General features: G+C 42.8%; 22 protein-coding genes, 1 other RNA gene and 1 pseudogene. 14 read left to right on the forward strand and 10 right to left on the reverse strand.

What is annotated here, in order from left to right; genetic code table 11:
* Positions 1-409 precede the first annotated feature (409 nt).
* Complete coding sequence (locus Q4519_RS12965) at positions 410-1651, forward strand: NupC/NupG family nucleoside CNT transporter (RefSeq protein ID WP_232803234.1); 1242 nt, start codon at positions 410-412, stop codon at positions 1649-1651.
* A gap of 103 nt (positions 1652-1754) precedes the next feature.
* Here the strand turns inward: Q4519_RS12965 and ybaK are convergent, their stop codons facing one another.
* Complete coding sequence (ybaK, locus tag Q4519_RS12970; RefSeq protein ID WP_303512854.1) at positions 1755-2243, reverse strand: Cys-tRNA(Pro) deacylase; 489 nt, start codon at positions 2241-2243, stop codon at positions 1755-1757.
* Positions 2244-2354: 111 nt separating this feature from the next.
* Entirely contained in the window at positions 2355-4727 is a 2373-nt protein-coding gene (locus Q4519_RS12975) for a glycosyl hydrolase family 18 protein (protein WP_303512857.1), read from the reverse strand.
* A 198-nt stretch (positions 4728-4925) separates the two neighbouring features.
* Between Q4519_RS12975 and trxC the strand changes: the two genes are divergently transcribed.
* A complete protein-coding gene (gene trxC / locus Q4519_RS12980; protein ID WP_303512858.1) occupies positions 4926-5354 on the forward strand; it encodes a thioredoxin TrxC in 429 nt (142 codons plus the stop codon).
* On the opposite strand, the gene Q4519_RS12985 is transcribed toward trxC, so the two are convergent.
* Together Q4519_RS12985 and Q4519_RS12990 are read right to left on the reverse strand one after the other, a co-directional pair.
* Positions 5342-5548, reverse strand: coding sequence for a DUF4250 domain-containing protein (locus Q4519_RS12985; RefSeq protein ID WP_303512860.1), 207 nt, complete (start codon positions 5546-5548; stop codon positions 5342-5344). The genes trxC and Q4519_RS12985 overlap by 13 nt on opposite strands.
* Positions 5549-5672: 124 nt before the next feature.
* Positions 5673-6080, reverse strand: a complete 408-nt coding sequence (locus tag Q4519_RS12990; protein WP_303512861.1) for a hypothetical protein — start codon at positions 6078-6080, stop codon at positions 5673-5675.
* A gap of 250 nt (positions 6081-6330) precedes the next feature.
* Here Q4519_RS12990 and leuB point away from each other — a divergent pair, with 250 nt between their 5' ends.
* The 3 genes from leuB to Q4519_RS13005 all read left to right on the forward strand — a co-directional run bounded on the left by leuB (position 6331) and on the right by Q4519_RS13005 (position 10042).
* A complete protein-coding gene (gene leuB / locus Q4519_RS12995) occupies positions 6331-7437 on the forward strand; it encodes a 3-isopropylmalate dehydrogenase (RefSeq protein ID WP_232803222.1) in 1107 nt (368 codons plus the stop codon).
* A 223-nt stretch (positions 7438-7660) separates the two neighbouring features.
* Positions 7661-9289 carry a murein L,D-transpeptidase gene (locus Q4519_RS13000; RefSeq protein ID WP_303512862.1) on the forward strand — a complete coding sequence of 543 codons (1629 nt, stop codon included), beginning with the start codon at positions 7661-7663 and terminating at the stop codon, positions 9287-9289.
* Between the two features lie 207 nt (positions 9290-9496).
* A complete protein-coding gene (locus tag Q4519_RS13005; protein WP_303512865.1) occupies positions 9497-10042 on the forward strand; it encodes a YcbK family protein in 546 nt (181 codons plus the stop codon).
* Positions 10043-10100: 58 nt separating this feature from the next.
* Here the strand turns inward: Q4519_RS13005 and Q4519_RS13010 are convergent, their stop codons facing one another.
* Positions 10101-10547 carry a TerB family tellurite resistance protein gene (locus Q4519_RS13010; protein WP_303512868.1) on the reverse strand — a complete coding sequence of 149 codons (447 nt, stop codon included), beginning with the start codon at positions 10545-10547 and terminating at the stop codon, positions 10101-10103.
* 180 nt (positions 10548-10727) lie between these two features.
* On the opposite strand from Q4519_RS13010, the gene Q4519_RS13015 reads away from it, so the two are divergent.
* From Q4519_RS13015 to Q4519_RS13050, 8 genes are all read left to right on the forward strand, one after another.
* Complete coding sequence (locus tag Q4519_RS13015) at positions 10728-11591, forward strand: fructosamine kinase family protein (RefSeq protein ID WP_303512871.1); 864 nt, start codon at positions 10728-10730, stop codon at positions 11589-11591.
* A gap of 23 nt (positions 11592-11614) precedes the next feature.
* Positions 11615-11809, forward strand: a complete 195-nt coding sequence (locus Q4519_RS13020) for a CPXCG motif-containing cysteine-rich protein (RefSeq protein WP_303512873.1) — start codon at positions 11615-11617, stop codon at positions 11807-11809.
* A gap of 219 nt (positions 11810-12028) precedes the next feature.
* Complete coding sequence (locus tag Q4519_RS13025; protein WP_303512875.1) at positions 12029-13453, forward strand: basic amino acid/polyamine antiporter; 1425 nt, start codon at positions 12029-12031, stop codon at positions 13451-13453.
* A 176-nt stretch (positions 13454-13629) separates the two neighbouring features.
* A complete protein-coding gene (locus Q4519_RS13030; protein WP_303512876.1) occupies positions 13630-14418 on the forward strand; it encodes a sulfite exporter TauE/SafE family protein in 789 nt (262 codons plus the stop codon).
* A 184-nt stretch (positions 14419-14602) separates the two neighbouring features.
* Positions 14603-14699: signal recognition particle sRNA small type (ffs, locus tag Q4519_RS13035), an RNA gene on the forward strand.
* An 843-nt stretch (positions 14700-15542) separates the two neighbouring features.
* Positions 15543-16538, forward strand: coding sequence for an AAA family ATPase (locus Q4519_RS13040; RefSeq protein ID WP_232803205.1), 996 nt, complete (start codon positions 15543-15545; stop codon positions 16536-16538).
* A 3-nt stretch (positions 16539-16541) separates the two neighbouring features.
* Positions 16542-17822, forward strand: coding sequence for a VWA-like domain-containing protein (locus Q4519_RS13045; protein WP_303512884.1), 1281 nt, complete (start codon positions 16542-16544; stop codon positions 17820-17822).
* Positions 17819-20791 (forward strand): hypothetical protein, encoded by a 2973-nt coding sequence (locus Q4519_RS13050; RefSeq protein ID WP_303512887.1) that lies wholly within the window; start codon positions 17819-17821, stop codon positions 20789-20791. Before Q4519_RS13045 ends, Q4519_RS13050 begins: the two co-directional genes overlap by 4 nt.
* 38 nt (positions 20792-20829) lie before the next feature.
* Here Q4519_RS13050 and Q4519_RS13055 read toward each other — a convergent pair.
* A pseudogene (locus tag Q4519_RS13055) lies at positions 20830-20930 on the reverse strand (type II toxin-antitoxin system prevent-host-death family antitoxin); the annotation flags it as partial.
* 160 nt (positions 20931-21090) lie between these two features.
* Between Q4519_RS13055 and Q4519_RS13060 the strand changes: the two are divergent.
* A complete protein-coding gene (locus Q4519_RS13060) occupies positions 21091-22245 on the forward strand; it encodes a hypothetical protein (protein WP_303512890.1) in 1155 nt (384 codons plus the stop codon).
* A 345-nt stretch (positions 22246-22590) separates the two neighbouring features.
* On the opposite strand, the gene Q4519_RS13065 is transcribed toward Q4519_RS13060, so the two are convergent.
* The 4 genes from Q4519_RS13065 to Q4519_RS13080 form a co-directional block, all read right to left on the reverse strand.
* Positions 22591-23169 (reverse strand): hypothetical protein, encoded by a 579-nt coding sequence (locus Q4519_RS13065; RefSeq protein WP_303512893.1) that lies wholly within the window; start codon positions 23167-23169, stop codon positions 22591-22593.
* Between the two features lie 148 nt (positions 23170-23317).
* Positions 23318-23773, reverse strand: coding sequence for a hypothetical protein (locus Q4519_RS13070; RefSeq protein WP_303512895.1), 456 nt, complete (start codon positions 23771-23773; stop codon positions 23318-23320).
* Positions 23770-25065, reverse strand: coding sequence for a DUF58 domain-containing protein (locus Q4519_RS13075; RefSeq protein WP_303512897.1), 1296 nt, complete (start codon positions 25063-25065; stop codon positions 23770-23772). The genes Q4519_RS13070 and Q4519_RS13075 overlap by 4 nt, the downstream gene beginning before the upstream one ends.
* Positions 25052-26032 carry a MoxR family ATPase gene (locus tag Q4519_RS13080; RefSeq protein WP_303512899.1) on the reverse strand — a complete coding sequence of 327 codons (981 nt, stop codon included), beginning with the start codon at positions 26030-26032 and terminating at the stop codon, positions 25052-25054. The genes Q4519_RS13075 and Q4519_RS13080 overlap by 14 nt, the downstream gene beginning before the upstream one ends.
* Between the last annotated feature and the right edge of the window lie 4 nt (positions 26033-26036).

Here is a 26036-nt window from a genome sequence, read left to right on the forward strand (position 1 = left end):
ATTCGCCCTTTACTGGCTACCTCAGCATCAATACCTACTATTAATGACAAGCTAACTTTTATCCGTGGTGATTATTCAGCGTATCTGGCTTAAAAGACGCAATAACGCTTAAAACAATATCCCCTTGATCATGTCCAACAACACAAACGGTAAGCATCTTAAAATTTGAGTAATATCTACCCTAAAAATGTGAGGCATGGTGAAAATCGAGGCTTGTATTTCAGGCATATTGCACGGGTGATTTACAGGCAAGCGCTCAAAGTGGTGCTATGCCCAACGACAGGATTATCCATCGAGATTAATGAAAAAACTCAGTGAATAAACCTGCTAAAACTGATTAACCAAGATTAGGCGTAAGCCAGCCGTCACCGACAGCACAATGATTAACTAGATAATAAAAGGAACTACCATGGCAGCATTAATGAGTTTAATAGGGATAGGTGCATTGCTCTTAATTGCATATCTCTTAAGCGATAATAAAAAAGCAATTAACTTTAGAACCATTTTGGGGGCATTTGCCATTCAAGCTGGCTTAGGTGCTTTTGTACTATACGTCCCATTTGGTAAAGATGTATTAGAAAGCATCTCAGGTGGCGTTCAAGCTGTTATTGATAGTGCCCAAGCCGGTATCAACTTCTTATTCGGCGGTCTCGTCAGCAATAAGATGTTTGAAGTATTCGGTGGCGGCGGCTTTGTCTTCGCTTTCCGCGTGCTGCCTATTATTATCTTTTTCTCTTCACTAATTGCGGTACTTTACTACCTTGGCGTAATGCAATGGATCATCAAACTAATCGGTGGTGGTTTACATAAAGTACTTCGCATTAGTCGTCCTGAAGCCATGTCTGCAACTGCAAACATCTTTGTTGGCCAAACTGAAGCGCCATTAGTTGTGCGCCCATTCATTCCTAAAATGACCCAATCTGAGCTATTCGCTATTATGGTAGGTGGTTTAGCGAGTGTTGCTGGCTCTGTATTGGCAGGCTATGCAGGTCTAGGTGTTGAGCTTAAGTATCTAATTGCCGCTTCTTTCATGGCCGCCCCTGGCGGTTTGTTAATGGCTAAAATGATGAAGCCAGAAACGCAACAAGTTATCGATAACATGGATGACGCGATGGCTGAGCAAGAAGATAAGCCAGCTAACGTGATTGACGCTGCGGCATCAGGTGCATCGTCAGGCTTACAACTTGCTCTTAATGTTGGTGCAATGCTGTTAGCTTTCATTGGTCTTATTGCGCTAATGAATAGTTTTGTCGGCTACGTTGGTGGTGTATTTGGCCATGACAACTTCACAATTCAATTAATTTTAGGTTATGTTTTTGCACCTGTTGCTTGGCTTATTGGTGTGCCATGGGCTGAAGCGGTTACTGCTGGTAGCTTCATCGGGCAAAAGCTAGTACTTAACGAGTTTGTTGCTTACATTGACTTTGTGGGTATGCGTGAAACGCTTTCAATGAACACACAAGTTATCGTTACTTTCGCATTATGTGGTTTTGCTAACCTGTCATCAGTGGCTATTCTACTGGGTGGTTTAGGTACCATGGCACCTACACGTCGTCATGACATTGCTAAATTAGGCGTTAAAGCAATCATCGCGGCTTCATTAGCTAACTTAATGAGCGCGGCATTAGCAGGTTTGTTTATCGCTCTATAGGCTCTTTTGCTGCAACTGAATATATTAAAACCGGCCGATTGGCCGGTTTTTTATGGCTGGTGACATGCCATAGCTAAGCCTTGTAAGCTTGTTGCTTAATTGGTTAACTTCTTCCCTTTTCTTCTCTAATATCAGCAAGCGTAGCCCCTGTTGCTTTCATTAAACCTTCGCAACTTAAGGCAAGATCAAGCCCGCGTTTCCCGCCACTGATATACAAAGTTTCTAAACCGGCCGCAGAGCTGTCTAAAAAAGTAGGTAGGCGTTTCTTCTGGGCAATGGGGCTAATGCCGCCAACAATATAACCCGTTACTCGCTCGGCATGCATCGGTTCAGCCATCACCATTTTTTTTATTTTGGCGGCTTTAGCTAATGCTTTTAAATCAAGTAAACCTGCCACGGGAACAATCGCGACCACCAGTTTATTTTTATCTGTTGCGTCACAGGCCAATAAAGTTTTAAAGACTAGGTTTTGATCTAAGCCTAGCTTTTCAGCAGCTTCTTTACCAAAGTCATGATTGGCTTTGTCATGCTGGTATTCATGAATTTCGTAGGGGATGTTTTGTTTTTTAAGTAATCGTACGGCGGGTGTCATAACAGTACCAAAGACTTGTTTATTATTAGTAATTACACCTATCATATTGAAATTTTTAGATAAAAAAAAGCCCTAACATTGCTAGGGCTCATTCATTTTATTAGCTAAGTGCTATTTAGTCACTGGTGGCAAACTGTCAAAGTAGCTAGCGTGACCGTTAACAAATTTACTACCTTGGGTACGATCCCAGTTAATTGACCAAGTCATTACACCACGTAGATTATTGTAACCTTCTGGGTTTTGCAGTACATATTTACCACCAAAGCTCTTACCTGAAATCAAGTAATCCATTGCTTTTTGGGTATCTGATACACTGACAAAGCCGCCAGATGGTGCTGCCGCTGGAATTGACGGAAGACCAATGGCCACCTGATCAGGGCGTAGGCCTGGGAAGAAGTGATCGCCGACTTTAAAGCCAGTTAACATCATTTCAGTCATCGCCACGATGAAGTCAGGTGTACCTTGACCGTATGCTTGTCCATCTAGAGCGTTAATGCTACCCGTGTTGTACAGCTGTACATGGATAACTGTTAACTCATCACGTAGTGCGTGGATAATCGGCAAGTAAGCACCTTCTAATGGGCCGTAAGCACGGTAACCACTTTGCACGTAGAGCGTTTCCGGCGCCATAGACAAGATTAAATCACCGTTAAAGTGAGCAATAATGTCTTTAACCGCGCGGATCATGTTCACTGTGGTTGGCGTGGTTGGATTACGGAAATCCTTATCATCGCTGTTCAGAGCTAACGTTGAACCACCTTCAAGGTCAATGTCCAGACCGTCGAAGCCGTAGTTTTCAATCATCGCTATCATACTGGCAGTGAACTCTTCGCGTTCAGCATCTGTTTTCAATTTCACATGAGCATTGGCACCGCCAATAGAAATCAACACTTTCTGGCCACGCGCTTGAACAAACTCGATGTCTGATTTCATTTGCGCTTCACTGTGACCTAACTTGGTCTGAATTTCTAAAATCATGTCTGATTCGCTGCCACGTTTCGGCTCAGCAAAAGAAACATTGATAATATCCCATTCAGGCGACACTTCAGGTAGTAGCGGGAAGCCACTGCCATTTTCAAAGTTATGCCAGTAACCAATCACTGCGCGATCAGCTAATGGAGGAATACTCGTCGCTTTAACGGTTTTAGTATCTTCTGCAGCATTCCCTTTACTGTCGGTAGCGACTACTTTAACTAAGTGATCACCGTCTGTCGTGAATGTCATGTTATAGCTGTATGGGTAGCTAGTATCGCTGCCAACCATCGCGCCATCTTGATAGAAATCAACTTTAGAAATAGCAGCAGGAATTGACTCAGCTGATACTTCGATTGCAACCGCTTTACCTGTGTTTACTTTACCTTTACTTGGTGCAGTAATTTCAACTACAACAGGTTTATCGCTTACTTTGATGTTACTTAATGCCACACCAACTAGGTTTTTACTGTCAGTAGCCACGGCTTTAAGGGCTACATCACCTAAGTCCATTGCTTTATAAGACACGGTAAACGGTGCGTTAGTGTCTGTGCCAATAGAGACGTTGTTAGCAAAAAACTCAACACTGGTAATGGTGCGGTTAGCATCGGTTGATTTAGCGTTAACGGCTACATCTATCAAACTGCCTTGTAAATGTGCGCTGCCTTTAACGGGCGCGGTAAAGGTAACGTCTGTAACCACTGCTGGACAGGCTTTAACTTCTGCCCAAGCATCTTGCCATGCACTGCCCACACCAGGCTCATAATAGAAGCCTTGGTCAGATGAACACCAACCACCAATGAGACACTCGTAGCCTTTTTCATTATTTTGAACAACATCGCCAGCCGCATAAGGCGTACCAGCAACATAAGTAGGCTCATCACAAACGCCAGAAGATGGCGGTGGTGTTGGCTCTTGTGTTGGTTCTAATGTTGGCTCCTGGGTAGGCTCTTGAGTCGGAGGTAAGGTCGGCTCTTGCGTTGGTTCTTGGCTCGGCTCTTGAGTCGGCTCCTGGGTAGGCACAGTGCCACCACAACTAATTTCATTCCAGAACCAGTTGCCGCCAGCCGCAGGCGTTTCCCAAGGACCTGGATTATTTTTCGCTTCAAAGCAGCGGTTGTTGTAACTGACTTGGTCGCCGTTGCTCACACTGGTTTTGCCTGGTACCCAAACAATCATATCGACCGGTGGTAGAGATGGCTCAATAGTAGGCTCAGTTGTTGGTGGAACAGAAGGCTCTACAGTTGGAGTAACAGTAGGGGCAACTGTTGGCTCAACAGTGGGAGAAGTGCCACAGCTTGTCGCTGACCAAAACCAAGAAGTGGCAGTTGGGGTTTCCCAAGTGCCGGGATTATTTTTAGCAACGTAACAGCTGTTATTATAAATAACTAAATCACCGTTACTGACTTGTGTTTTTCCGGCTTGCCACTGAATTGGCTCAGCCGCCATCGCTTGCGAACTAACGCAAGCGCCAATCACCAAAGAGGCGATGGTCGATAGTTTCATATTCATCGTATTCATCCTGAAGTTGTTACAATAAGTTCCTTTATTGCCATTTCATCATAAATCAAAATACCTAAGCGGCACTAATTACATTAGGAAAAATTGGATCAGTCTCAACTTTTTGATGTAAAACAGGGGGTTTTACCTACGCTTACGCATGTATTAAATTAGCATTCATACGCAATCAACATACAAACTGGAAATATCATGGACACTTGTATTATTCGCTGCCCCCACTGCAGTATTAAAAACCGTATCGCAACCAACAAGCTAGCGCAGCAACCACAATGTGGTAAATGTAAAGCAAATTTATTCGCAGGTATGCCAGTCGAGGCGACCAGCGATAATTTTACGCACCTTATTAATAGTGGTGTCCCAATTGTGGTTGATTTTTGGGCAAGCTGGTGTGGTCCCTGCCAACAGTTTGCCCCGGTATTTTCACAAACGGCCAATGGCTATAAAAACCGTGCTATTTTTGCCAAAGTAAATACTGAAGTAGAAACACAATTAGGTAGTCAATACCGTATTCGCAGTATTCCAAGCTTAATGGTGTTTAAGGATGGCAAAGTGGTACAGCAATTAGCAGGCGCTCTGCCCGCCGGCCAGTTTAGCCAATGGCTAGATCAAGTTCTTTGATCTGTTTGAGAGAACTGATTACGACTGGGTTGATAGAACCAGCCATGATTATTCAAACGCAGCTCAAGCTGCGTTTTATCCAATTCATAGCGCTGGCAAAAATCGTCTAACTGCTCCCCTTCATCACGCAACTTCATATTAACAATGCTCAGTAACATATTAATATCCATGGTTAAGTATTGGCTGAAGTTCATTTTTTCTCCAAACAGTAAAATACAAAACTACATTGTTGTCTTTATACAGGCCCGAGTAAATAACCTCAGTGTTACTTAAGCGGATAAAACGTACCATTTGCTGATCCATAACGCGCTAAAGTCGCTACTCATCCTTTAACAGTTGCATTTTTTGACACTGCTGTCGCATAAACAGACTCGCGCCGCTCAACAACAAAATTAAGGTAAAAATAGCCATTAAATGAAGATTCTTTTCCGACTCAGGTAGCGCTAAACCTGCTTTAAATATGTTGAGAACCGCATCTGGGTCATTGTTTGCCCCCGAAGTTTCGAGGTGCGCTTTAGAATTATCCAATAATGATGCTCCGACTGTACTTGCCATCGCCCAACCAGAATGAGAAAGCGCTTCAGTTAACTGCCCTTCCAAACTCTCAGCAACGTCTCGCTCCGACCAAGTGGCAGCCTTTAACGGTTGCAGTAAATTCGTTAGAAATAGTAATAGTAAAGTAATGAGCACGCTGTTGAGTATTGTTTTTCCTAGTTGATATTTCATTGTTCCCTTCCTTCATTGAACTGCCTATAGAAAACATTACAACAATAAAAAAGGGTTATTTGACGGCTAAACTGAGGCAAATCTGGGTGCAATAATGACAAATTATGACGTAGGCGATGATCACTTTTGAAAAGTTACTTACTCATTGTGCATAACTATTAACATTGCACCACACTCGGATTGCATTAAGGCCCCCTTTTCCTTATTATTCTGCGCAGAAATTAGGAAGTAGCGCTAGCTAAGGAAAATAATGAAAAACTATAAAATTGCATTACTTGCAGGTGACGGTATCGGTCCAGAAGTAATGAAGGAAGCGGTAAAGGTACTAAAGTTAGTTGAACAACGTAACAAAGATGTATCTTTTGAACTTAACGATGTGCTATTTGGTGCAGCAGCCTATTTTGCCACCGGCAAATCATTCCCTGAAGAAACAATTAAAGCTTGTGATGAAGCTGATGCTATCTTAAAAGGCACCATTGGCTTAAGCCATGAAGAGTCGAAAAAGATCCCAGTAGACGAGCAGCCAGAGCGCGGTGCGTTATTACCTCTGCGTCGTCGTTACAACACATACGCGAACTTCCGTCCAGTTTATTTACCAAAAGCCCTATCTCACTTCTCTCCTCTTAAGCAAGAAGTGATTGGCGAAGGTATCGACATTATGATCATCCGCGAGCTAGTGGGTGGTCTTTACTTTGGTCATAAAGAAGTTGGTGTTAACGAAGACGGCAAGCGTTATGTCCGTGAAGTGCTTGAATACGATGAAGACCAAATCCGTCAAATCATTGTAGTTGGTTTTGAAGTTGCGCAAAAACGTAAGAAAGTACTGCACAATATTCATAAATCAAACGTACTTAAATCATCTGTGCTTTGGAACGAGATTGTCGATGAAGTAGCTGTAGACTTCCCTGACGTTGAAGTGAAAAACATCTTAGTCGATGCGGCAGCTACCTACCTATGTTTAAACCCAGCACAATTTGACGTGATGGTAATGGAAAACATGTTTGGTGACATTCTAAGTGACCAAGGTGGCGGTATTCTTGGCTCTCTAGGTCTAATGCCTTCAGCATGTAAGGGCCCAGAGAAATCTTACTACGAGCCTTCTCACGGCAGCGCACCTGACATCGCAGGTAAAGGCATTGCCAACCCTTACTCTATGATCGGCTCAGTAGCATTAATGCTAGAAATGAGCTTTGGCATGGAGCAAGAAGCGAAAAACCTGTGGGCAGCAATGCAAAGTGTATTTGGCGCTGGCTTTTCAACGCCTGACCTGTCAAAAGACAGCGAAGCTACATTAATCAGCACCGAAAAATTCGGTGACATGGTATGTGCCGCACTCGCTGAAATGCCAGTGGCATAATTTCGCCTAAATCGTATTTCAAAGCGCACCTTCGGGTGCGTTTTTTCGTTATATCAAGATTAATCTTTATTAATAATTGACAAACAGCCTCTTACTTTCTACCTTGTGCAATATAAAAATAATGCGTTTACTAATACGCTATAAAACCGCACAAACATAATAATATTTTCAGCTCTCCAGCCTCTTGGCTTATAGCCAACTTTGAATATTTTGGAGTTATACAGTGAAACCTTTCTTAGCCGCGTTTGCGTCGATACTACTGACCCCTGTGGTAAGTGCTAGCCCGCAGCACAGTTTTCCTAGTGAATGGCAAGTACAAACCGATGTATCAAATGTCTCCTTGCAAGGAGAGAACTACCAACGGTTGATGCATTATGACACTTGGCTAGACAGCCGTCATTTTGAAGCAGCCAAGCAACAGATTACGATGGCTGGTGAGTCTCGTGTTGATGAACAACTCACCAATAACTGGCAGCAACTACAACAGGTCAATTTTTCGTTATCCAGCGCTGAAAACCGTCAGCTATTTGCTAATGCCTTGCTTTATGTTTATCGCTACAAAGAATCAATGCAACAAGTCGGTGTAGATTGGTTCTTTCAGCCAAACTCAAAGAAAAAGCAAAAGGTTGTATTGATAGGAGAGCGAACTCAAGCCTATGCCCTTTATCAGGCTCTAAAGCTAAATCAATTATCAACTTTTATCGAAGAGCAGCAGTCTCACTTTAGCCAATACCAACAAATGGCGGCAGTTAAAGAGCATTTTAATACCTTAGCAGGCGTAAGCTGGCCAGTTGTAAACGAGCCAGTGCGAGTGGTTAGAGACAATGACCCTCTACAGAGTGCTGAGCAAGTGATTGATATTCTTGCCCTACTCGGTGATATTTCAGCCGAACAGGCACAACAGCTAAAAGATTTACATCTCACTTATTTGTCTGCTGAACTGCAAGAGCATATCCGAGTGTTTCAACGCCGTCATGGCTTATATGCAGACGGAATTATCGGCCCCAAAACATTAGCATGGCTCAATGCTTCTATCGAAAAGCGTCAGCAATTATTAGCCCTTAACATGTTACGTTTATCATTATGGCCTGAAGACAAAAAAGGCATAGTGGTAGTAAACGTACCTGCGTTTGAAATGGATGTATGGGTTGACGAACAACGGGTGTTTGAAACGCGTGTAATTGTTGGCCGCCCTTCTCGTCAAACGCCGATATTTATCACTCGACTCGACTCCATTGTGTTTAATCCAGGCTGGAATATCCCGGTAAAGATAATGCAAGAAGATATTATCCCAAAGGCCAAGCGTGATGAAAGTTACTTACCGAGCAAAGGCTACCAAGTGATCCAAAGTTGGAGAGCGAATGCTCCAGTGATTGCTCCTGAGGAAATAGACTGGCAGACAATTAACCCAAAACGTTTTCCTTACCGTATGCGTCAACCGCCAGGTAACAGCAATGCATTAGGTCGTTATAAGTTCAACACCCCTAATGACATGGCGATCTATTTGCACGACACACCAGGGAAATCGCTATTTAATAGAGAAAATCGTTCTCTTAGCTCCGGCTGTGTCAGGGTTGAGCACGCAAGTAAGTTTGCAGAAAAATTGCTTACATTATCGAAGAAGAATCCAAAAGATTTTGAGTACCTGCAAAAAAATGAAGGCGAAATTAAAACCAAAGCGATTTCATTACGCTTAAAATTGCCGGTACACACCATCTACCAAACAGCGTGGGTCGATGATAAGGGCAAATTAAATTTCAGAAATGATATTTATGATTTTGATCAACCAGTTATTGACACAAACATTCGCCAGACTGTTCGTAATAGTGCAAAACCGCTGGCAAAATTATAATAATTTGACGGTGCATCTCTCACAAAACACGCTAAAGGGTCAAACATAGGTTTGACCCTTTTTTGTACTACCGTTATGGTGACTGGGCTTGGAACGGCTCATACTTTTCTAATACGGATATCATCCTACAATAAAGTTTGTTGCACACGAATGGCAACATAATTGCTTTCCACGTTTTACCCATTCCATAACAGTTGAGTAGTATTTATGGCTTCGATAAATCGTAGACAATTTTTAGCATTAGGCGGGCTGACAGCAGCTTCAACCCTATTACCTAACCTTGCTCATGCAACTAAAACCGTTGTACCAAGTAATCGCATTTTGACCCTTTCAAGTGTTCATACTGGCGAGTCTGCTAGTTGCGAATACTTCAATGGCTCACAATACGTACGCAAAGGATTACTGGAGCTAAATCATATCTGCCGTGACTTTAGACAAGATCAAGCCACTATGATGGACGCAAGGTTGTACGACAAGCTAAACGCAATCCGCCTTAAACTTAAGGTTGAAGATGCGCCAATTAAAATTATCAGTGGTTATCGCTCACCTGCTACTAATAAAATGCTACGTAGCAAATCAAGCAAGGTCGCCAAAAAAAGCTTTCACATGACAGGTCAAGCAATCGACTTTTTTATTGAAGGTGTGCCAATGAAAGATGTTCACCAAGCAGCGATGTCTTTACGCTCTGGTGGTGTCGGTCGCTACCGCGATTTCATTCATATTGACACTGGGCCTACTCGCGCCTGGGGATAATAATAGATACTCAGGAAAAGTCCTCAGCCAAATAAATAGGTTTGGCTGAGCCTTAATGCTACTTGCTCTGTGATTCAGCGCTGAGTTTAGTTTGAATAAAATCACTGTGTTTTAGATAGAGTAAATCCGCAATTTTGCGAATGATGTAATCTTCATAGGGGTCTAGCTGATTGTCAGCATAAGCTACTAACCACATACCTTTAACGAAACGAACTCGCTGCTCGTAACTGAGTTGCTCTTTTAGCACCGACGTAAACGTTTGCATTGAAACTGACTTGTCTTGCTGTTGTTGCGCTTTAAGTAACAAGGCTTTTGCCTCTTCATCACTTAAACCAAAAGCCTTCACCAACATGTGCTCAATCTTGTCTTGTTCTGCCGTTGACATCTGACTATCAGCTTGTCCAACTTCTGTCAGAAGCACCGCCACCGCTAGCTCAATCTCAATTCGATCTGGTTTTTCTTCTATCTGTAAATCAGCAAAAAAACTTTTTAATGCAGCAATCATAATATTCCTATTTTTAACAAGACAACACTGGTGATACATTCAACCTTTTATAACGTGATTGTCACGCTAGCAAAAAACAAACAACAAAAAAGCCAATAACAAACATCCTATCTAGCAGATAGTCTACTATACTTGATTTTGACTAAACGCTTGTTTTATTTAACTACAAGGATACTTCCTATGTGGTCAGACATCTGTAAAAACATCAGCAGCGCGCTCAACCAAGAATTCCAACCCATAGAGAAAAAGCCACTATTAAATGGGAACATATCCCATACTTATCGATTAAGCAGTGCTCATGAACAGTTTTTTGTCAAAATTGATGAGCTCGATAAACTCGAACTTTTTGCTTGCCAGACCGATAACTTAAGTAAAATCAGCCAAAGCCAAACAATCCAATGTCCAAAAGTAATTTGTTATGGCACTACCAGAGCGTTTAGCTACTTGGTACTTGAATACTTTAACTTTTCCTATGCAAAGGATCAAAGCTGGTATGCTACTGGCGAACAAATAGCACGTATGCATCAATACGGTGAGCAAAAAATGTTCGGTTGGGACACAGATAACTACATCAGCGCCTTGGTACAACCGAATCGATGGGCCAAACGTTGGTCTACCTTTTTTTCAGAACAGCGCATTGGCTGGCAACTAGAGCTAGCCTTAGAAAATGGCATGGCATTTGGAAATATCGACTCAATTGTTGACCAATCCCACCAGGTATTAATCCATCATAAACCGACCCCTAGCCTACTTCATGGCAACTTATGGCTAGGTAACATTGGCTTCCATCTTGATGAGCCCGTTGTGTTTGGTACAGCAAGCTATTGGGGTGATCGCGAAGCTGAAATTGCACGAAGCCGTTTATTTAATGTATTTCCCGAGTCTTTTTATCAAGGTTATGAACATGTGTGGCCACTGGCCCATGACTACACCGACCGCGAACTGATCTATCAGTTATACTATCTATTAACCTTGTGTAATCAAGATGGCAGCGACCATCAATTCAAAACTGAAATGTTGGTTAAACGAATAATGTTACTGTAGTCAACACATAAAAGAGGTGTAGCATGATCAACTTTTATGAAGCATCAATTACTTGCCCTATTTGTGGTAATCACACTGACGTATCTCTCGACGCCAGTAATGGGGATCAAGATTTTTACGAAGATTGCCGTCAATGTGGCCATCCTATTCATATTCATTTACACGCAAATGAACTAACAAACCGACTAGAAGTCATCGTTAATTCAGATGATGAATAGCTTATTAGGCTAATATTTTTTGACATAAACCAACATTAAAAGAGAATTTTTATTCATTTTTGTGTTTTACACACCTTGCTAGTTGAATTCTCAACACATTACATTTATTGTGCCCGACCTGCTAACCAACCCTACTTATATTTGTTAATTTAATATATGGCAGAATGGTGAGCTCAATAATATTAATTATATAAAATTATTCACTAATCGAGGTTTCCTTTGCAAAAACAACTAGGCATTGCATCATTAGTCGCTTTAGTCATTAGCACTATGATTGGGGCTGGTATTTTCAGCTTGCCACAAAACATTGCGGCCGGCGCTTCTGCGGGTGCGGTTAGTATCGCTTGGTTGATCACCGGCGTAGGCATGTCAGCCTTGGTTCTGGTGTTTCATTTTTTAGCCAAAGTGAAACCTGAGCTTCAAGGTGGCATTTTTGACTATGCCAAGGCAGGGTTTGGCGATTTTATGGGTTTTAACTCCGCTTGGGGTTATTGGATCTGTAACTTATTGGCCAATGTGTCTTATGCCGTAGTGTTTTTCGGTGCATTAAGTATTTTCACCGACACCACTGATTGGGTACTGTTCGGTGAAGGAAATACCGTTGCCGCTATTATTGGCGCCTCTATTTTAGTCTGGACCATGCACTTTTTGGTACTGCGGGGCGTGCAAGTGGCGGCAGCTGTCAACATCGTGGCCACGATAGCTAAATTACTGCCAATTATCGTATTTATAGTGGCAGTGATCTTAGCCTTTCAGTATGAAAAATTTAGCTTCGATTTTTGGGGAACTGCCACACCTGAGCTCGGTAGCGTTATGGATCAAGTTAAAGCCTCAATGATGGTGACCTTATGGGTATTTATTGGTATTGAAGGCGCGGTGATCGTTTCTGGTCGCGCCAAAAACCGCAGTGACGTTGGCAAAGCGACGATCATTGCGCTGATCTGCGCCCTCACCTTATATATCATGGTAACGCTGTTTACCTTTGGTGTTATGACACAACCAGAAATAGCCGCTTTACATAACCCATCTATGGGGCAAATTTTAGCGCATATCTTAGGCCCATGTGGGGCTAAATTTGTTAGTGCAGGCTTGGTTATTTCGGTATCAGGTGCATTACTAAGTTGGACTGTGGTATCGGCTGAAGCGCCATTTGTTGCCGCTAAATCGGGGTTATTTCCTCGTTGTTTTCGTCGTGAAAACAAAAATGGCTCAGCCTCGTTTTCATTATGGGCATCCACGTTATTAGTACAGTTTTTCTTGATCATGACACTGGTACAAGAAAGCACTTACTTAGCGTTGGTTTACATCGCCACGTCAGCGGTACTGCTACCTTACTTATTAGCTGCCGCCTACGCCGTTAAATTGGTTATTAGCCAACAAAAGCGTGAACACAAAATGAGCAGCTTAATCATTGCCATTATCGCTACTCTCTACAGCTGTTGGCTAGTTTATGCCGCTGGTTTAGACGCACTACTACTTTGCGCATTATTATATGCACCAGGCATTTGGGTATATCGCAAAGCCAAAAAAGAAGCCGATGAAAGCTTCTTAACTAGCCACAAAGAAAAAACCTTTGCTGCTTTACTTATTTTTATGGCCATAACGGCCTGTTACATGATTGCAACGGGCACCATCAACCTATAACAACATTGCCATCTGACAGGATAATGACAAACTCGGTTTGACTTTAACGCGCCAAGCTGAGTTTTTTGTTTATTCACTCAACAGCTCAAAAACAGCCTAGATAAACACTGTTGTTCTCAAACGCCCAATGGTAACCTGCTGCAAAATAAATCAAATTTCCAGATTAGCAGGCAAATATGAGCATTATAATATACTTAATTTTGGGGGCCTGTGCAGGGCTAATCGCTGGCTTATTTGGCCTTGGCGGTGGTGTGATTATCGTCCCTGTGCTGATTTTTTCTTTTGGACTGCTCAACTTCCCAGCCGATGTCTTGGTACATTTAGCCGTAGGAACTTCCCTTGCTACCATCATCATCACTTCAAGTAGCTCTGTCTTAGCTCATCACAAACGCAGAGCTATTTCTTGGCCAGTGGTTAAGCAAATGAGCATAGGCATCATTATTGGCACTTGGCTCGGCGCATTTGCCGCTGATTATATTTCAGGCCCTGCATTACAAAAACTCATTGGCGTATTTTCATTATGCGTAGCATTGCAAATGGCACTTAACCTCAAACCCAGCGCCGCGCGTAAGCTGCCTAATAAATGGGGACAAAGTGTTGCAGGCACGGTGATAGGTAGCATATCGTCTCTATTTGGTATTGGTGGTGGCTCACTTTCTGTGCCTTTTTTATCTTATTGTAGCGTTGCCATGCCCAATGCCGTGGCGACCTCCTCAGCCCTCGGCCTGCCCATCGCCATTTCAGGGACCTTAGGGTATATTTACTCAGGTTGGGATAGCGCGCAATTACCTGAATACAGCCTTGGCTATATTTACCTTCCTGCATGGCTAGGCATTATTTTAACCAGTGCCCTATTTGCTAAATTAGGCGCAAAACTAGCCCACCAACTGCCTCCACTGCTAATGAAGCGCTTGTTTGCAGCTATCTTATCGCTGGTGGCCATTAAGTTTTTGTTCTTCAGCTAATGTTAAACAAAACTCATATTCTAATGGGCAAAAAAACAGCAACTCTAAACACCGAGTGCGCAACAAAAAATCAAATTGCTTTAAAAATCAGCATTCAAACAAAAATGATAGATTAAAGATTGAAATGACCAGTCCGTTAGGTAATAATCCACACCGTTGCGAAAGCAATGAATCAATGGTGACCCTAGGGTCCTCTCGCATTGATACTCCGTGAACTCGGCCAGGACCGGAAGGTAGCAACCGCAGCGGATGACTCAAGTGCTGGGATGTGGCTTTAGGGTTACCACCCAACCTAAATTATTCTAAAATTCAACATCTTACTTCATTCATAATTTAATTATAGTCTAATCGTTATTTTTCGATAGCTCTAATGCCAAGAAATACCATTATTTTATCTCATCAATTCTTTGACTATTCCTGCTTAATTCTGTGTCGTTGCTAAGCACATTGTTCCCTGCTCCGAAACACCAACAACAAGCCACTTAAATAAACAACATGCGCTCTTAATATTGCCAATCTTCATAAGCTAGCGGAAGGCTGTTTTGTAAATTACGGAGCTCTCGCCATTGTGGTAAGCAGAGAAAAAGCCTTTGGCAGTTTTGCATTTGCCAACTTAAAAACCGATGAAAATGGCAACACGGCGGCTTGGACCAAGGCAAGTTTACTTGGCCCTAGGATTTTCAAAGAACATACTCAATTTTGTATCTTGGCCTAAAACGATCTAAAGATAATAGAATCACATCAAAATAGATCATTGATAGCACAATTTCATAAACAGTCGGAAAAAGCTCAACCAAAAATGCCCTTGCAAAAGGATATGAAACACTAGATAAAAAAATTGCCAAGCACCAGATAATAAACGACTTCTTATTCAACAAAATTCTTTTGTGTATATCAATACACATGATACAAGACTCAGTACCACCTCAATAAGCAAAATTGGGCAAGTCTAAAATACCCACTTCAGTTTTGTGGTACTCCATTACATCAAATAAATATAATGACAAACCTCACAGAGGTGCCATTTCTCTCTTATGACAAAAAGATTAAATGTCTATAGTTCTAGATCTCTCTTTATTGCACATATAGCAACATAAGCAGTCAGCTTTTAAAAAGGTTATTTAATGTCACCATCTGAACTAGTTACCTTCCTTGAATCCATTGTTGAAAATGACGTAAAACATGCCGTGATGATTTGGGGCCCACCGGGCGTAGGCAAATCGTCTATCGTTTCTCAACTTTGCAAAACGAACAAAATAGGCTTTGTTGATGTGCGCTTGAGTCAGTTGATGCCCAGTGACCTGCGTGGTTTACCCTCACCCGTAAATGGGGTGACTCATTGGAACCCTCCGGCATTTCTACCGACAGCGGGACGCGGTGTATTGTTTATGGACGAGCTCAATATGGCTCCGCCTGCACTGCAAGGCGTGGCACAACAACTTATCCTAGATAGAAAAGTAGGCGATTATGTATTACCTGAAGGCTGGCTAGTTTGGGCAGCAGGTAACCGAAACACCGATCGCGCCGCGGTATATGAGATGCCTGGGCCACTGGCAAACCGCTTTTTACATTTAGAAGTTGCCCCCTCACTTACCGATTTTAAACAATTTGCTTTTGCTAATAATGTTTGCGAAACCATCATAGGTTTTCTGACATACCGTCCTGATCTGCTGCACAAAATGCACCCATCAGACCCAGCTTGGCCTTCTCCTCGCACCTGGGAAATGGCATCCAATCTGGTTCGCGCTGGGCTATCTATTGAATCAGCTGTGGGTCAAGGCCCTGCTGAAGAATACCGTGCCTTTGTACAACTTCGTGACCATCTACCAAATATTGACGCGATTCTTGAGGGTAAAACATCCGAGGCCTTCCCTCCCGACCCGTCCATAAGATATGCCACCATTGCCGCATTGGTGTCACGGTTCCAAAATACTGAACAGGCCGTAGCCGCATTTCAATGGTTAATTACTAACGCCAATGAAGAATGGGTTCATCTTTTCGCTAGTGACCTTTTCCCGCGCCTTCGAGCATTGGAACAGTATCAAGGGTTTGCACGCAAAATAGTGACGGACAACTCAGCCAAACGCTTCCTTGCTGACTTTGTCTCACTGGTGTCCTAGCAAATGAATGCAACAAATGACTCTGCGAAGCTATGGAGTAAGTTTTTGCTCAAGCTCAAAATGCAGAACCCTTTTTTTTCAACGTTAGCGATGTTCGCAACCTTTGAGCTCAATGACAACATTACTCACGCTCAAACACAGCATAAAAAGCTGGTCATATCGCCGGCGTTTTTACAACAGTTTAGCGAGCAACAACAGTTTAGTTACATGCTACATCAGGTGTTACATCTTGCCTTGCAGCACATTAAACGAGGTGAAGGACGCTACCAGCCATTGTGGAATATCGCTGCCGATATATCAGTGAATCAAATTATCAGCGATACCACAGACTGGCCTATAGCCCCGATGACTGCCTGGGACCACCGCTTTAAAGGACACTCAGTTGAGCGAATATATGCTTCACTGCAAAAAGAAGTAGCCAAAACAGCTGCTCACTTAAATGCCTTGGCGGTCCAGTCAAGTTTTCATGCACAAAACAGTAGCTCAGATGGTAAGCCTAAAGACGACATCTCGACTGAACAGATCAACGCACCTGAACACCTTCAAGGTATAGGCGAAACGCAAGCAATTAAACAGCTTATAAAGCTATATGAGATCCATGCTGATTTCAGCACTCTTCCTAGTGAAGAGACCGAATTGGCGAAAACCTATTGGCGCAGCGCGGCGACTAAAGCCACTCAATTGCATCCCGATCCTCACTACGGCAATCATTCCGATAGCTTGGCTCGAGAAGTTGAGCTCAGTTGCAAAACACAGCTCGACTGGCGGCAAATGCTTTGGAAATATGCAACCCCCACTCTGTCTGACTATACCGAGTTTGATAACCGCTTTATCTATTGTGGGTATTACACAGAAACATTACAGGCTGAATCTCTTAGTATTGATGTGATCATTGATACCAGTGGTTCAATCTCAAAACGTGAGCTATCAAGTTTTGTCAGCGAAATGATTGCCATAAAACGCTGCCACCCGCTGGTAAATATTAAGGTGTATTACGCAGACGATGAATTATATGGCCCCTACGAGATGCCTGAGAAGGTGTCTGAATTGCAGATGCCGATTGGCTGTGGGGGAACAAGCTTTGCACCTTACTTCAATGCGTTAAAGCTGAAGAATCGATTTACTGATGCACCTCAAGCCGTGATTTATTTCACTGACGGCTTTGGGGATTACCCTGCTCAAACCCCCTCAATCCCGGTCCTCTGGCTAATTACCGAAGATGGTTGTGATGATAGCAATGTGCCATTTGGCATCATCGTAAGACTTAAGGAGACATCCGTATGACACTAAATGAGATATACCAGGCTGAAACATGCCCGCCTAAAACCCAGTGGATCCCTGAGTTAATCGCCGCCAGCCGTGAGAAAATAGATAACTTTGTTGCGTCAGAAAATACCCAAGGCTGGTTCTTAAATGGGGTATTCCATCACCGGGTGGATAATGATGATAAGGTATATCAGTCTATTTTTCAGCATCCTAATTGCCCACCAAGATTGATCGCCATAGCGCAACGGTTTAAACCTGAGTGGATAGTCGACTCCCCTGCACTGGCGCTGATCCAGCTTGGCATGTTAGATCCAGATGGTAAAAAAGAATGGGAAACGACTAAAAGTTCGCTCGCCCATAAAGAGCTAGCGATGTTTATCTATTCTGGTTTGTTTCAACAAGAAAGACGCTATATTCTGAATCACTACACTTACGACAAAGACCACTTTGATGAAATCCTAGTGCTTTGCGCTAACCGTAATCGATATCAAGAATACCGACAGGGCCTGATGCGTAATTTGTTTGCATTAACCCCTTCATTCATTTTCGACGCCTTTGCCGAGGAGGCAAAAACCCCAATCTCCCTTGCCGCTTTTCAACCTATCCAAGCTCTCGCTAATAGATTAGCGGCAATGAAGGTCACCGAACTTGAGTTTGTTGCACAAAGAGACGACCTGACCGTTGAAATCCAACACTTTCTAGCATCTCATCGCTCTGTAAAAGTTAAAAAGCGATTGTTAGAAAACAAATGGGCTGATGAAACGGTGCTGCTTCAACTAGCACAAGATTTAAACGCCAAAGTAGCTGAGATGGCTAAAAAAAAGCTTTCTAAGGAACGCCTGAGTGAGCTGAATCAGGCTCTAACCACTACAGCTCTTAATAACAAGCTGGATGACAAAGCACTGCTTGATTTACTGCGAATTGAAGCAGTATCCACACAAGCATTATTAGAAATAGCCACAACCGCTGAGCCGCTCTGGTGCTGTGCAGCCACTCTGCACAAGTCTGCAACACAAGAGGTGTTTAACGCTGTTTGGCAGCGAGAGGATTTGCCTAACTGGGCCAAAATAGGTATTGCACTGCATACGCAAGATGCTGCACAAATCGATGCATTGATAGCAACGGGCAACAAAGATCTCTGGTTTGCGTTAAGTGATAACCCAAACCTTAGCGCAGCTCAGGCAGAAACACTCATCGTTAAAAGTAAGGATGAAGTTATTTGGTGTGGGATTGCCAACTCCTTTATTGATAACCATGAAGTCCTTAACATTATCCTCAACCAGCGTGGCAAAAAAGTACTTTGGCAAAAACATCTAAAAATGTTGCTCGACCCTGACACCTCAAGTAAAGATGTTGTTAAAATCCAAGGCAAAACAAACCCTCATGGCATTGTGTTTTCTCGATTGATGGCCCGCCACGCTCGCTGTCCAATCAACTTCATTATTCGACTTGCAGCGTATTTTCCGCAAGACACTAAGCTCAATACAAAATATGTGCTTAAGCTACAAGAAGATCCTGAAAGTGCGCAAGCCGAACAATACAGCACTGGAAAAATTGAAAACTTGTTGATGACAGGTGAAGGCTACAGTTTTGTATACGAATGGGTACTTGAGAACTTAACCGATGAACGTGATATTCGCAGGTGTATATCAGTACCAAGGTTAAACCCAAATAAAGTGCGCCACTTGGCTATCTCAGCTGATGATCAAACGCTACGACGCTTTGTTGCCACGTCAGCTAGGAAGTATTCATTCTATGAGTATCGGATGTTAGCAACCATAGGCAATGCAACAACCCTTAAAAGTCTGATCAAATCTGAATATATTGATAATGATTCGTTGAAAGAATTACTTGAACACAATGATAGTTCAGTGAAAACTTACGCATTAAAACTTGCGAAAAAACGCAAGCTTAATGTCAACACGACAACTGCCGTAAAGAAACACCCACGCCAGAATAGCCTAGGTAACAAACCAGAACGGGTAGAACTTGCAAAGGAAACGTCAGATTTAGCACTACTGACTATTCTTGCATCTGATAAAACCCGAGATGTAAGAGAACAAGTCACCAACAACAAGAATGTTTCACCCGAGCTACTCCTATTGCTCGTAGCCGATAAAGATGATTTGATCACTCTATATGCACTTAAAAATTTGAAAGAACTTACACTGTCTAAGTCTGAAAATGAACGCTTGCAACAAGTAATCAAGGATATATTTGTTGATGATAACCGCGCTGAGCGCCTCCGCGTCGAGGCGGCTAAAGTCATCGATGATGGAATTCTATTAGCTTCTCAGTTCATCAACGGTGCCAGTGATCTGGACAAAATTATCTTGGCGAAATCAAATTGCAGCGAGTTTCTTGATAAAGCCTTCTTTGCCGCCCAGCGCGGGGATGTAAATATACACTATCCGAGTTTGGCTAGTAATAAGCACCTGAATCCCCTTCACGTGAATCAGTTAATCAACAGCAAGGATATACAAGTACGAAAAAACATCGCGTGTAATCAAAGGTTAGATAATGATCAGATTTTACGTCTTTGCCATGATCGTGAGTTTATCGTTTATAACCTAGCAAGTTCTGAACATTTAGATCTAAATTGCCTACCTACCTGGGCTTTATGTAAAGCTTATCACTACACTAACTGGGGGACTGTTCGTGAGCGTGTTGCCCAAGTCCTCGAATTAAGAGGAATTAAAAGTCACAAAATCATAATGACTCTACCGAACTTACTAAAGCTGTTTGACTTAAAGATGACGGTTAAGAATTTCAATAAAAAACTACTGGAAAACGGGCTAGTTGAAATAACAAATATGGCTCATCATTCCGTTAAGCCCATTAGCAGAGAGCGATTTGCCAATGAAGCTTATTTATATGGACATGATTCAGACGTTCCAGGGAATATGTTCACTCCTTTATATTACCCACACAGCTTCGCTGAGCTACTTACGTTACTTGAAATAGAAGTTAAAGAGCCCATGTCTTAACTTGGCGTAAAGAGGCCAGCATGCGCTGGCCTCTTCTGCTCTGCATGTTCGGTGATCAACACTGCTCTTTAGAAGCGTGTAGCTCTGATAAGATCTTGAAGGCTTGTCGTTTGAGTGTTGTTACTAATTCTACTTTCATGGGTGTTTCCAGCACAAAATGTATCACTGTCGTCGCTGTTAGGAATACAGCTCATTGTCACTGACACAAACCTACGCTTAATTACTATTAGCTTTGCACCTTACATTTGTTTGGTATAGAGTAGTACAATATTTTTGTACTTTATAATACTGGGATGGGTATGAGACAAGTTGATTGGCATTATAAGCGACCTGAGCTTGCCACTCAGTATCTAAAATCCGTTGGCTTAAGTCCTATTTCGCGGATTGCGCTGTTAGGGGTACGGCGCATTGGTAAGACCGCATTTTTGCTGAAAGATCTTGCGCCAAAAGCATCTGAGCTTGGCTTTGTGCCGATTTATCTCAATATTTGGGAGAATGAAGAAAGCCCGCAAGAGCATATCATTATGACCCTTGATCGCTTTATCAGTTCAATGAAATCGAGCGCTAAGCAATCGATAAAGGACTTACTTGCGTCTGAGGTAAAAAAACTGGATATCAACCTAGGTTTGATCAAAGCAACGGTTGATACATCAACAGTGCACACCACGGTGACACCTTCTGAAATTTCTCAAATAAGCGAACAGATCAAAGAGGTGATCAGACTAGCGAATGAGATGAACAAGCGCCCTCTATTTATCATAGACGAGGTGCAGATTTTAAATTCATCTGAAAAATTTTTGCCCCTGCAAGCCTGCTTGCGAACCAACTTTGACACCTTTGATGAAATTTGCGCTATATACGCAGGCTCTTCACGCGGCGGTGTTGCTGCCATGTTCAATCAAAAGGAAGCTGAAGTATTAAGTGGTGATAAATTTGCGAAGCGGGAAATGCCCTTTTATAACAGCGCATCTTTGGTTGAGTTCCCTCACCTTGAGCCTGAGTGTATTGATTTTTTTCTTGGTGTGTTGGCGCAGCGATTTAGTATTAACTGTGCTAAGCGCGAGTTGTCTGATGCCTTTAAAGAGCTAGACTACTCACCTTTTTGGTTGCGTATGTTACTCACCGAGATGACCGCCAATATGCAAGATGTTAGCTCGGCGATGAAGACCATTAAGGGAAAAATAGAGGTGGATGGTGCGCTGGATTACATTACTGTTGGGCTCAGTAAACTTGACAAGTTGGTTTATCTTCGCCTTCATGGCACCCGTAGCAAATATTCGCAACAAGACATGCTGTTTTACTCAGAGCAGATGGGGAAAAGCATTAAAAAAAGCTCAGTGCAAAATGCCATCAGTAAGCTTAAACGACTGAAACTCGTCACCGAATATGATGCAGGTATGTTTTTTGAGAAAGCTGGCCTTAAGGCCTATATCGAGAAAGATTTAAATCTTTAAGCTGTTATTGTTCGTGCGCTTGTGCGCCTTGAGGCGATGACTGGCTAGGTAGGAAGATAGCTGTCATGTAAGTATTCAATCAATTTGGAGATGCTTGGTTTCAGCAAGCGTTTTCAGGCGTTTAGGCAAGGCATTGATGCAGGTAATGGCTTTCCCTTATCAAAACCAATCACGTGGCATAAACGCCTGTAAAACTTGCCCTTTGGGAGTGCCACCGTGTTTCCCTAATTTAAAATTAAGATCCTTGTTAACACGGTGACGCTCTGAAACATGCATCTTCAAGTTGATTGGGCATAAGCTTGATGTGGTTCAGGTTACTACATCAACAGCGCTTGCATGTGCGAGTTATGCTGCACTTAACACAAAGGTGCGGTAATCTTCGCTAACCAAGTCTTGGTCTAATTCAAGTGATAACTGTGACACTATTTGCTCAACTGCAGCAAACTTCCAAGTTAAACCACTGGCTTTATTTTTTGCAAGAAAAACTTCGCCCGCTGGCGTTGCTTGGCGCGCTTTACCTGTTTGTTTGGCTTCTTGAAAGGCAATATCTTCAAGAAGTTTATTCACTTTTGCCGCGCCCACATTAAGCAGTTTACCCATGATGGTTGGCGTTAAATCGTCAGCTTTAATTGCTGTGTCAACGGCCTTGACCACGTCTAGTGGGTGCTTCACGTCAAAAGCAGTGGTTGGCTCAGCAGGCTTAGCTGTTGCAACGGGCTTAGCAGCTTCAGAATGAGTAACTTCAGATTTGTTTGCTGCAGCCTTAGTTACTTTAGTCGCTGTTGTTTTAGCAACAGGTTGGCTTTTTGATGCCGAGGTAGCTCTGTGCGCGACTTTATTAACAGATTGCGCTTTATGTGCTTTTTGTTGGTTAAATTTTTGTTTTTTACTTTTCGCTCTTGCTTGGCGTTTTGATAACTTCATTACAGCTTGTTTTCCATTATTTATTGCGTTTGCATACTTCGCCGAGTCATCCATCTCGGCCACTTCATGCCCTTATTTTTCGCGGCTATTATAAAGCAACTGAGCAAAGCTTCAAATTGCGCCAGCGCAAGAACAGCGCACATGCTATTTATTTATCTCTAACGCACTGAATTGCAAAAACAAATAAACAAAACACCATTGAAACCAACAACACCGCCCACACCATGTTTAAGCCAAGTTGTAATGAATTAAGTAAGCTAGTTACAAGCAGTAACACAGTACTTAACAACATTAATTGTTTAAATTTTTGCTTTAATGAGGCGGGTGTATCTTGTTCAAGCTGCTGCTGGCGTAATTGCCAACCTGCCAGCCCGGCAGCAAAAGCGGTAACAATAAAGTAAAAGTCTCCCTGCCCTCCCGCACTATTTATGGCAATTAAACACAGTGCCACATTGCTAAGGTAAAAAATGGTCGCAGAGATATTTTTATGGAATCGATAAAAAGGAAATAAACACACAATAACTAACACCATCGTCCCCGTTGGATAATACATAACGCCAATACCAAGCACGGGTAATAGTTGTAATAAAAATGCATAGATCATTTCATCTTCCTCTGTAGCCGCAAAGCAGGTAGTAACTTTTGGTGGTAAAAAGCGTTAAAAGATTGCTCCATCTGCCAATTGATTAAATAAAAGCCTTGTTGCCTAAATTTATCCAAGATGCTTTGCCGCGCTAAATGATACAACGCTTTTATCTGCTCGTGATGCTCGCCTGTCACTAAACCAGAGGGATCGGGTACAATCACCGTTATACAATAACCGGCGCGTTTAAGACCTTTTAGCAGCGGCAAATCACTGGGCTGTAATTGACTAATAAATACGATATTCGCTTTATTTGGAAAGTACATCGTCGGTTTGTGCTCAAGAGCCCACAGGTTAATTTCACTTCCCGTTGATGGCTCCACTTTAGTTAATGCTTGCTCTATTTTGAGCAATTGCCTACGACCAAAGTTTGGATACACATAATCCATTTTCTGGCCGAGAGTAAGCAAGCCTAGACGGTGACCGCTGTTCAGTAAGCTCTTAGCCATGGTTAAACCAAGCGATAACGTGTTGTCTAAACAGGTTGCCAGCGCCTTAGCTAGCTCACTGCTGCCATGTAAATGGCCGTGTTGACGACCATCAACAATCAAGCCAACATTCATATTGCTGTCTTGTTCAAACTCGTTGGCCAGCAACAACTCTTCATGTTTTGCACTGGCACGCCAATTGATCCCTCGACTTGACATCTGGTCTTGATACTGAGTTAAACCAAAAAAAGCCTCACCCGTGCCCGCCTTACCCGCAGCTACCACACCATTAAAGCCAAAGGTTTTATTAGATTTAAGTGGAATACTGCCCATGTGTTTTGCCACAGGAGCCTTACTCACAGTTTGAACATCACGTGCATTTTCACGGTGATAAACTTGGCCAATAAAATCTGCTACAGATATTTCCATGTCACTAAATTCAAAATGCCCTCTCTTTGCCACTAATTCATGTTGGTGATTGAAAACTCGCTTTTGTGTTAACGGCGCAGCCATGGTTACACTGGTCCCGTTAGCTTGGTTCAATGCCTGTTCATTAAGCGCTAGGGCCTCTGGTATCGCCTCTTTGAGGTATATCAGCTGTAAACTGCTTGCCAAATTTTCAACCTGATAACTCAGGGTAAAGTGGCTCTCGCTTGTGGCCACATCACGACTTACTTTTAATTTAACAGGCCGCTGAGTTGCTGCAGCCGCTAGTAAGTACGCCAGCGGGAACAAGCTCATTGCGACTAACGTGACATTGGTGGTAACCAAGCCCATTACAAAAAAGATAACAAACAACAGCTGTAAGGATTTAGTTTGCTCCATTACCTTGCTCCATTGGCACGGCAAGTTTATTCAAAATGCCTTGAATGATTTTTTCAGCGGCTTGATCTTGCCCCCATAGCTCAGGCGATAAACTTAATCGATGGGCTAAACACGGTATGGCAATAGCTTTAATATCGTCTGGCAATACATAATCGCGTCCCTGCATGGCAGCCCATGCTCGGCTAATACTGAGCAACGCGAGACTGGCTCGCGGACTGGCGCCAACCACTACATTGGGCAAATTGCGGGTAGCTCTAACAATTTGCACTATGTAGCTTTGCAGTGCATCGCTCACTGTGACTTGCTCGACGGCATTTTGCATCGCAACAAGTTCACTGCGCTCGGTGATCACCTCTAAACTAGCTTGCGCTGTATGGCGGTGTTGTCTGGCGGCTAGAATGGCTATTTCTTGCTCTTGCGAGGGGTAACCGACAGAGAGCTTGAGCAAAAACCGATCTAACTGCGCCTCTGGCAACGGAAAAGTAGACTCATACTCAATCGGGTTTTGTGTCGCCATGACAAAAAACGGCTGTGGCAACATTAAGGTTTCACCATCTAGGGTCACTTGCTTTTCTTCCATCGCTTCTAACAAGGCCGACTGCGCCTTAGGTGATGCGCGGTTAATTTCATCGGCTAATAGCAGTGAGGTAAAAATGGGGCCTTTTTTTAGCTGAAACTGATTGTTTTGGCGATCAAATATAAAGCCACCTAGAATATCACCAGGGAGTAAATCAGGGGTAAATTGAATGCGCTTAAAGTCTAATCCTAACACCCTGGAAAAGCTTTTCGCTATTTGGGTTTTAGCCACCCCCGGATTATCTTCAAGTAACACATGCCCTTGCGACAATAACGCTGCAAGCACTTGTTCTAATACGTGCCTTTTGCCGATAATTGCTTTTTCAACCTCTGCCAATACCGCCTGACAGATATCAGGAACTTGTTTTAAGCCTATTTTATGTTCGTTCATCGCT

Source organism: Motilimonas sp. 1_MG-2023 (genome assembly GCF_030547455.1).
Taxonomy (GTDB): domain Bacteria; phylum Pseudomonadota; class Gammaproteobacteria; order Enterobacterales; family CBDFNC01; genus Motilimonas.

Coding starts and splice junctions, on each gene's coding strand:
- Q4519_RS12965 (WP_232803234.1), top strand. CDS start 410: ATGGCAGCATTAATGAGTTTAATAGGGATAGGTGCATTGCTCTTAATT.
- ybaK (WP_303512854.1), bottom strand. CDS start 2,243: ATGACACCCGCCGTACGATTACTTAAAAAACAAAACATCCCCTACGAA.
- Q4519_RS12975 (WP_303512857.1), bottom strand. CDS start 4,727: ATGAATATGAAACTATCGACCATCGCCTCTTTGGTGATTGGCGCTTGC.
- trxC (WP_303512858.1), top strand. CDS start 4,926: ATGGACACTTGTATTATTCGCTGCCCCCACTGCAGTATTAAAAACCGT.
- Q4519_RS12985 (WP_303512860.1), bottom strand. CDS start 5,548: ATGAACTTCAGCCAATACTTAACCATGGATATTAATATGTTACTGAGC.
- Q4519_RS12990 (WP_303512861.1), bottom strand. CDS start 6,080: ATGAAATATCAACTAGGAAAAACAATACTCAACAGCGTGCTCATTACT.
- leuB (WP_232803222.1), top strand. CDS start 6,331: ATGAAAAACTATAAAATTGCATTACTTGCAGGTGACGGTATCGGTCCA.
- Q4519_RS13005 (WP_303512865.1), top strand. CDS start 9,497: ATGGCTTCGATAAATCGTAGACAATTTTTAGCATTAGGCGGGCTGACA.
- Q4519_RS13010 (WP_303512868.1), bottom strand. CDS start 10,547: ATGATTGCTGCATTAAAAAGTTTTTTTGCTGATTTACAGATAGAAGAA.
- Q4519_RS13015 (WP_303512871.1), top strand. CDS start 10,728: ATGTGGTCAGACATCTGTAAAAACATCAGCAGCGCGCTCAACCAAGAA.
- Q4519_RS13020 (WP_303512873.1), top strand. CDS start 11,615: ATGATCAACTTTTATGAAGCATCAATTACTTGCCCTATTTGTGGTAAT.
- Q4519_RS13030 (WP_303512876.1), top strand. CDS start 13,630: ATGAGCATTATAATATACTTAATTTTGGGGGCCTGTGCAGGGCTAATC.
- Q4519_RS13040 (WP_232803205.1), top strand. CDS start 15,543: ATGTCACCATCTGAACTAGTTACCTTCCTTGAATCCATTGTTGAAAAT.
- Q4519_RS13045 (WP_303512884.1), top strand. CDS start 16,542: ATGAATGCAACAAATGACTCTGCGAAGCTATGGAGTAAGTTTTTGCTC.
- Q4519_RS13050 (WP_303512887.1), top strand. CDS start 17,819: ATGACACTAAATGAGATATACCAGGCTGAAACATGCCCGCCTAAAACC.
- Q4519_RS13060 (WP_303512890.1), top strand. CDS start 21,091: ATGAGACAAGTTGATTGGCATTATAAGCGACCTGAGCTTGCCACTCAG.
- Q4519_RS13065 (WP_303512893.1), bottom strand. CDS start 23,169: ATGAAGTTATCAAAACGCCAAGCAAGAGCGAAAAGTAAAAAACAAAAA.
- Q4519_RS13070 (WP_303512895.1), bottom strand. CDS start 23,773: ATGATCTATGCATTTTTATTACAACTATTACCCGTGCTTGGTATTGGC.
- Q4519_RS13075 (WP_303512897.1), bottom strand. CDS start 25,065: ATGGAGCAAACTAAATCCTTACAGCTGTTGTTTGTTATCTTTTTTGTA.
- Q4519_RS13080 (WP_303512899.1), bottom strand. CDS start 26,032: ATGAACGAACATAAAATAGGCTTAAAACAAGTTCCTGATATCTGTCAG.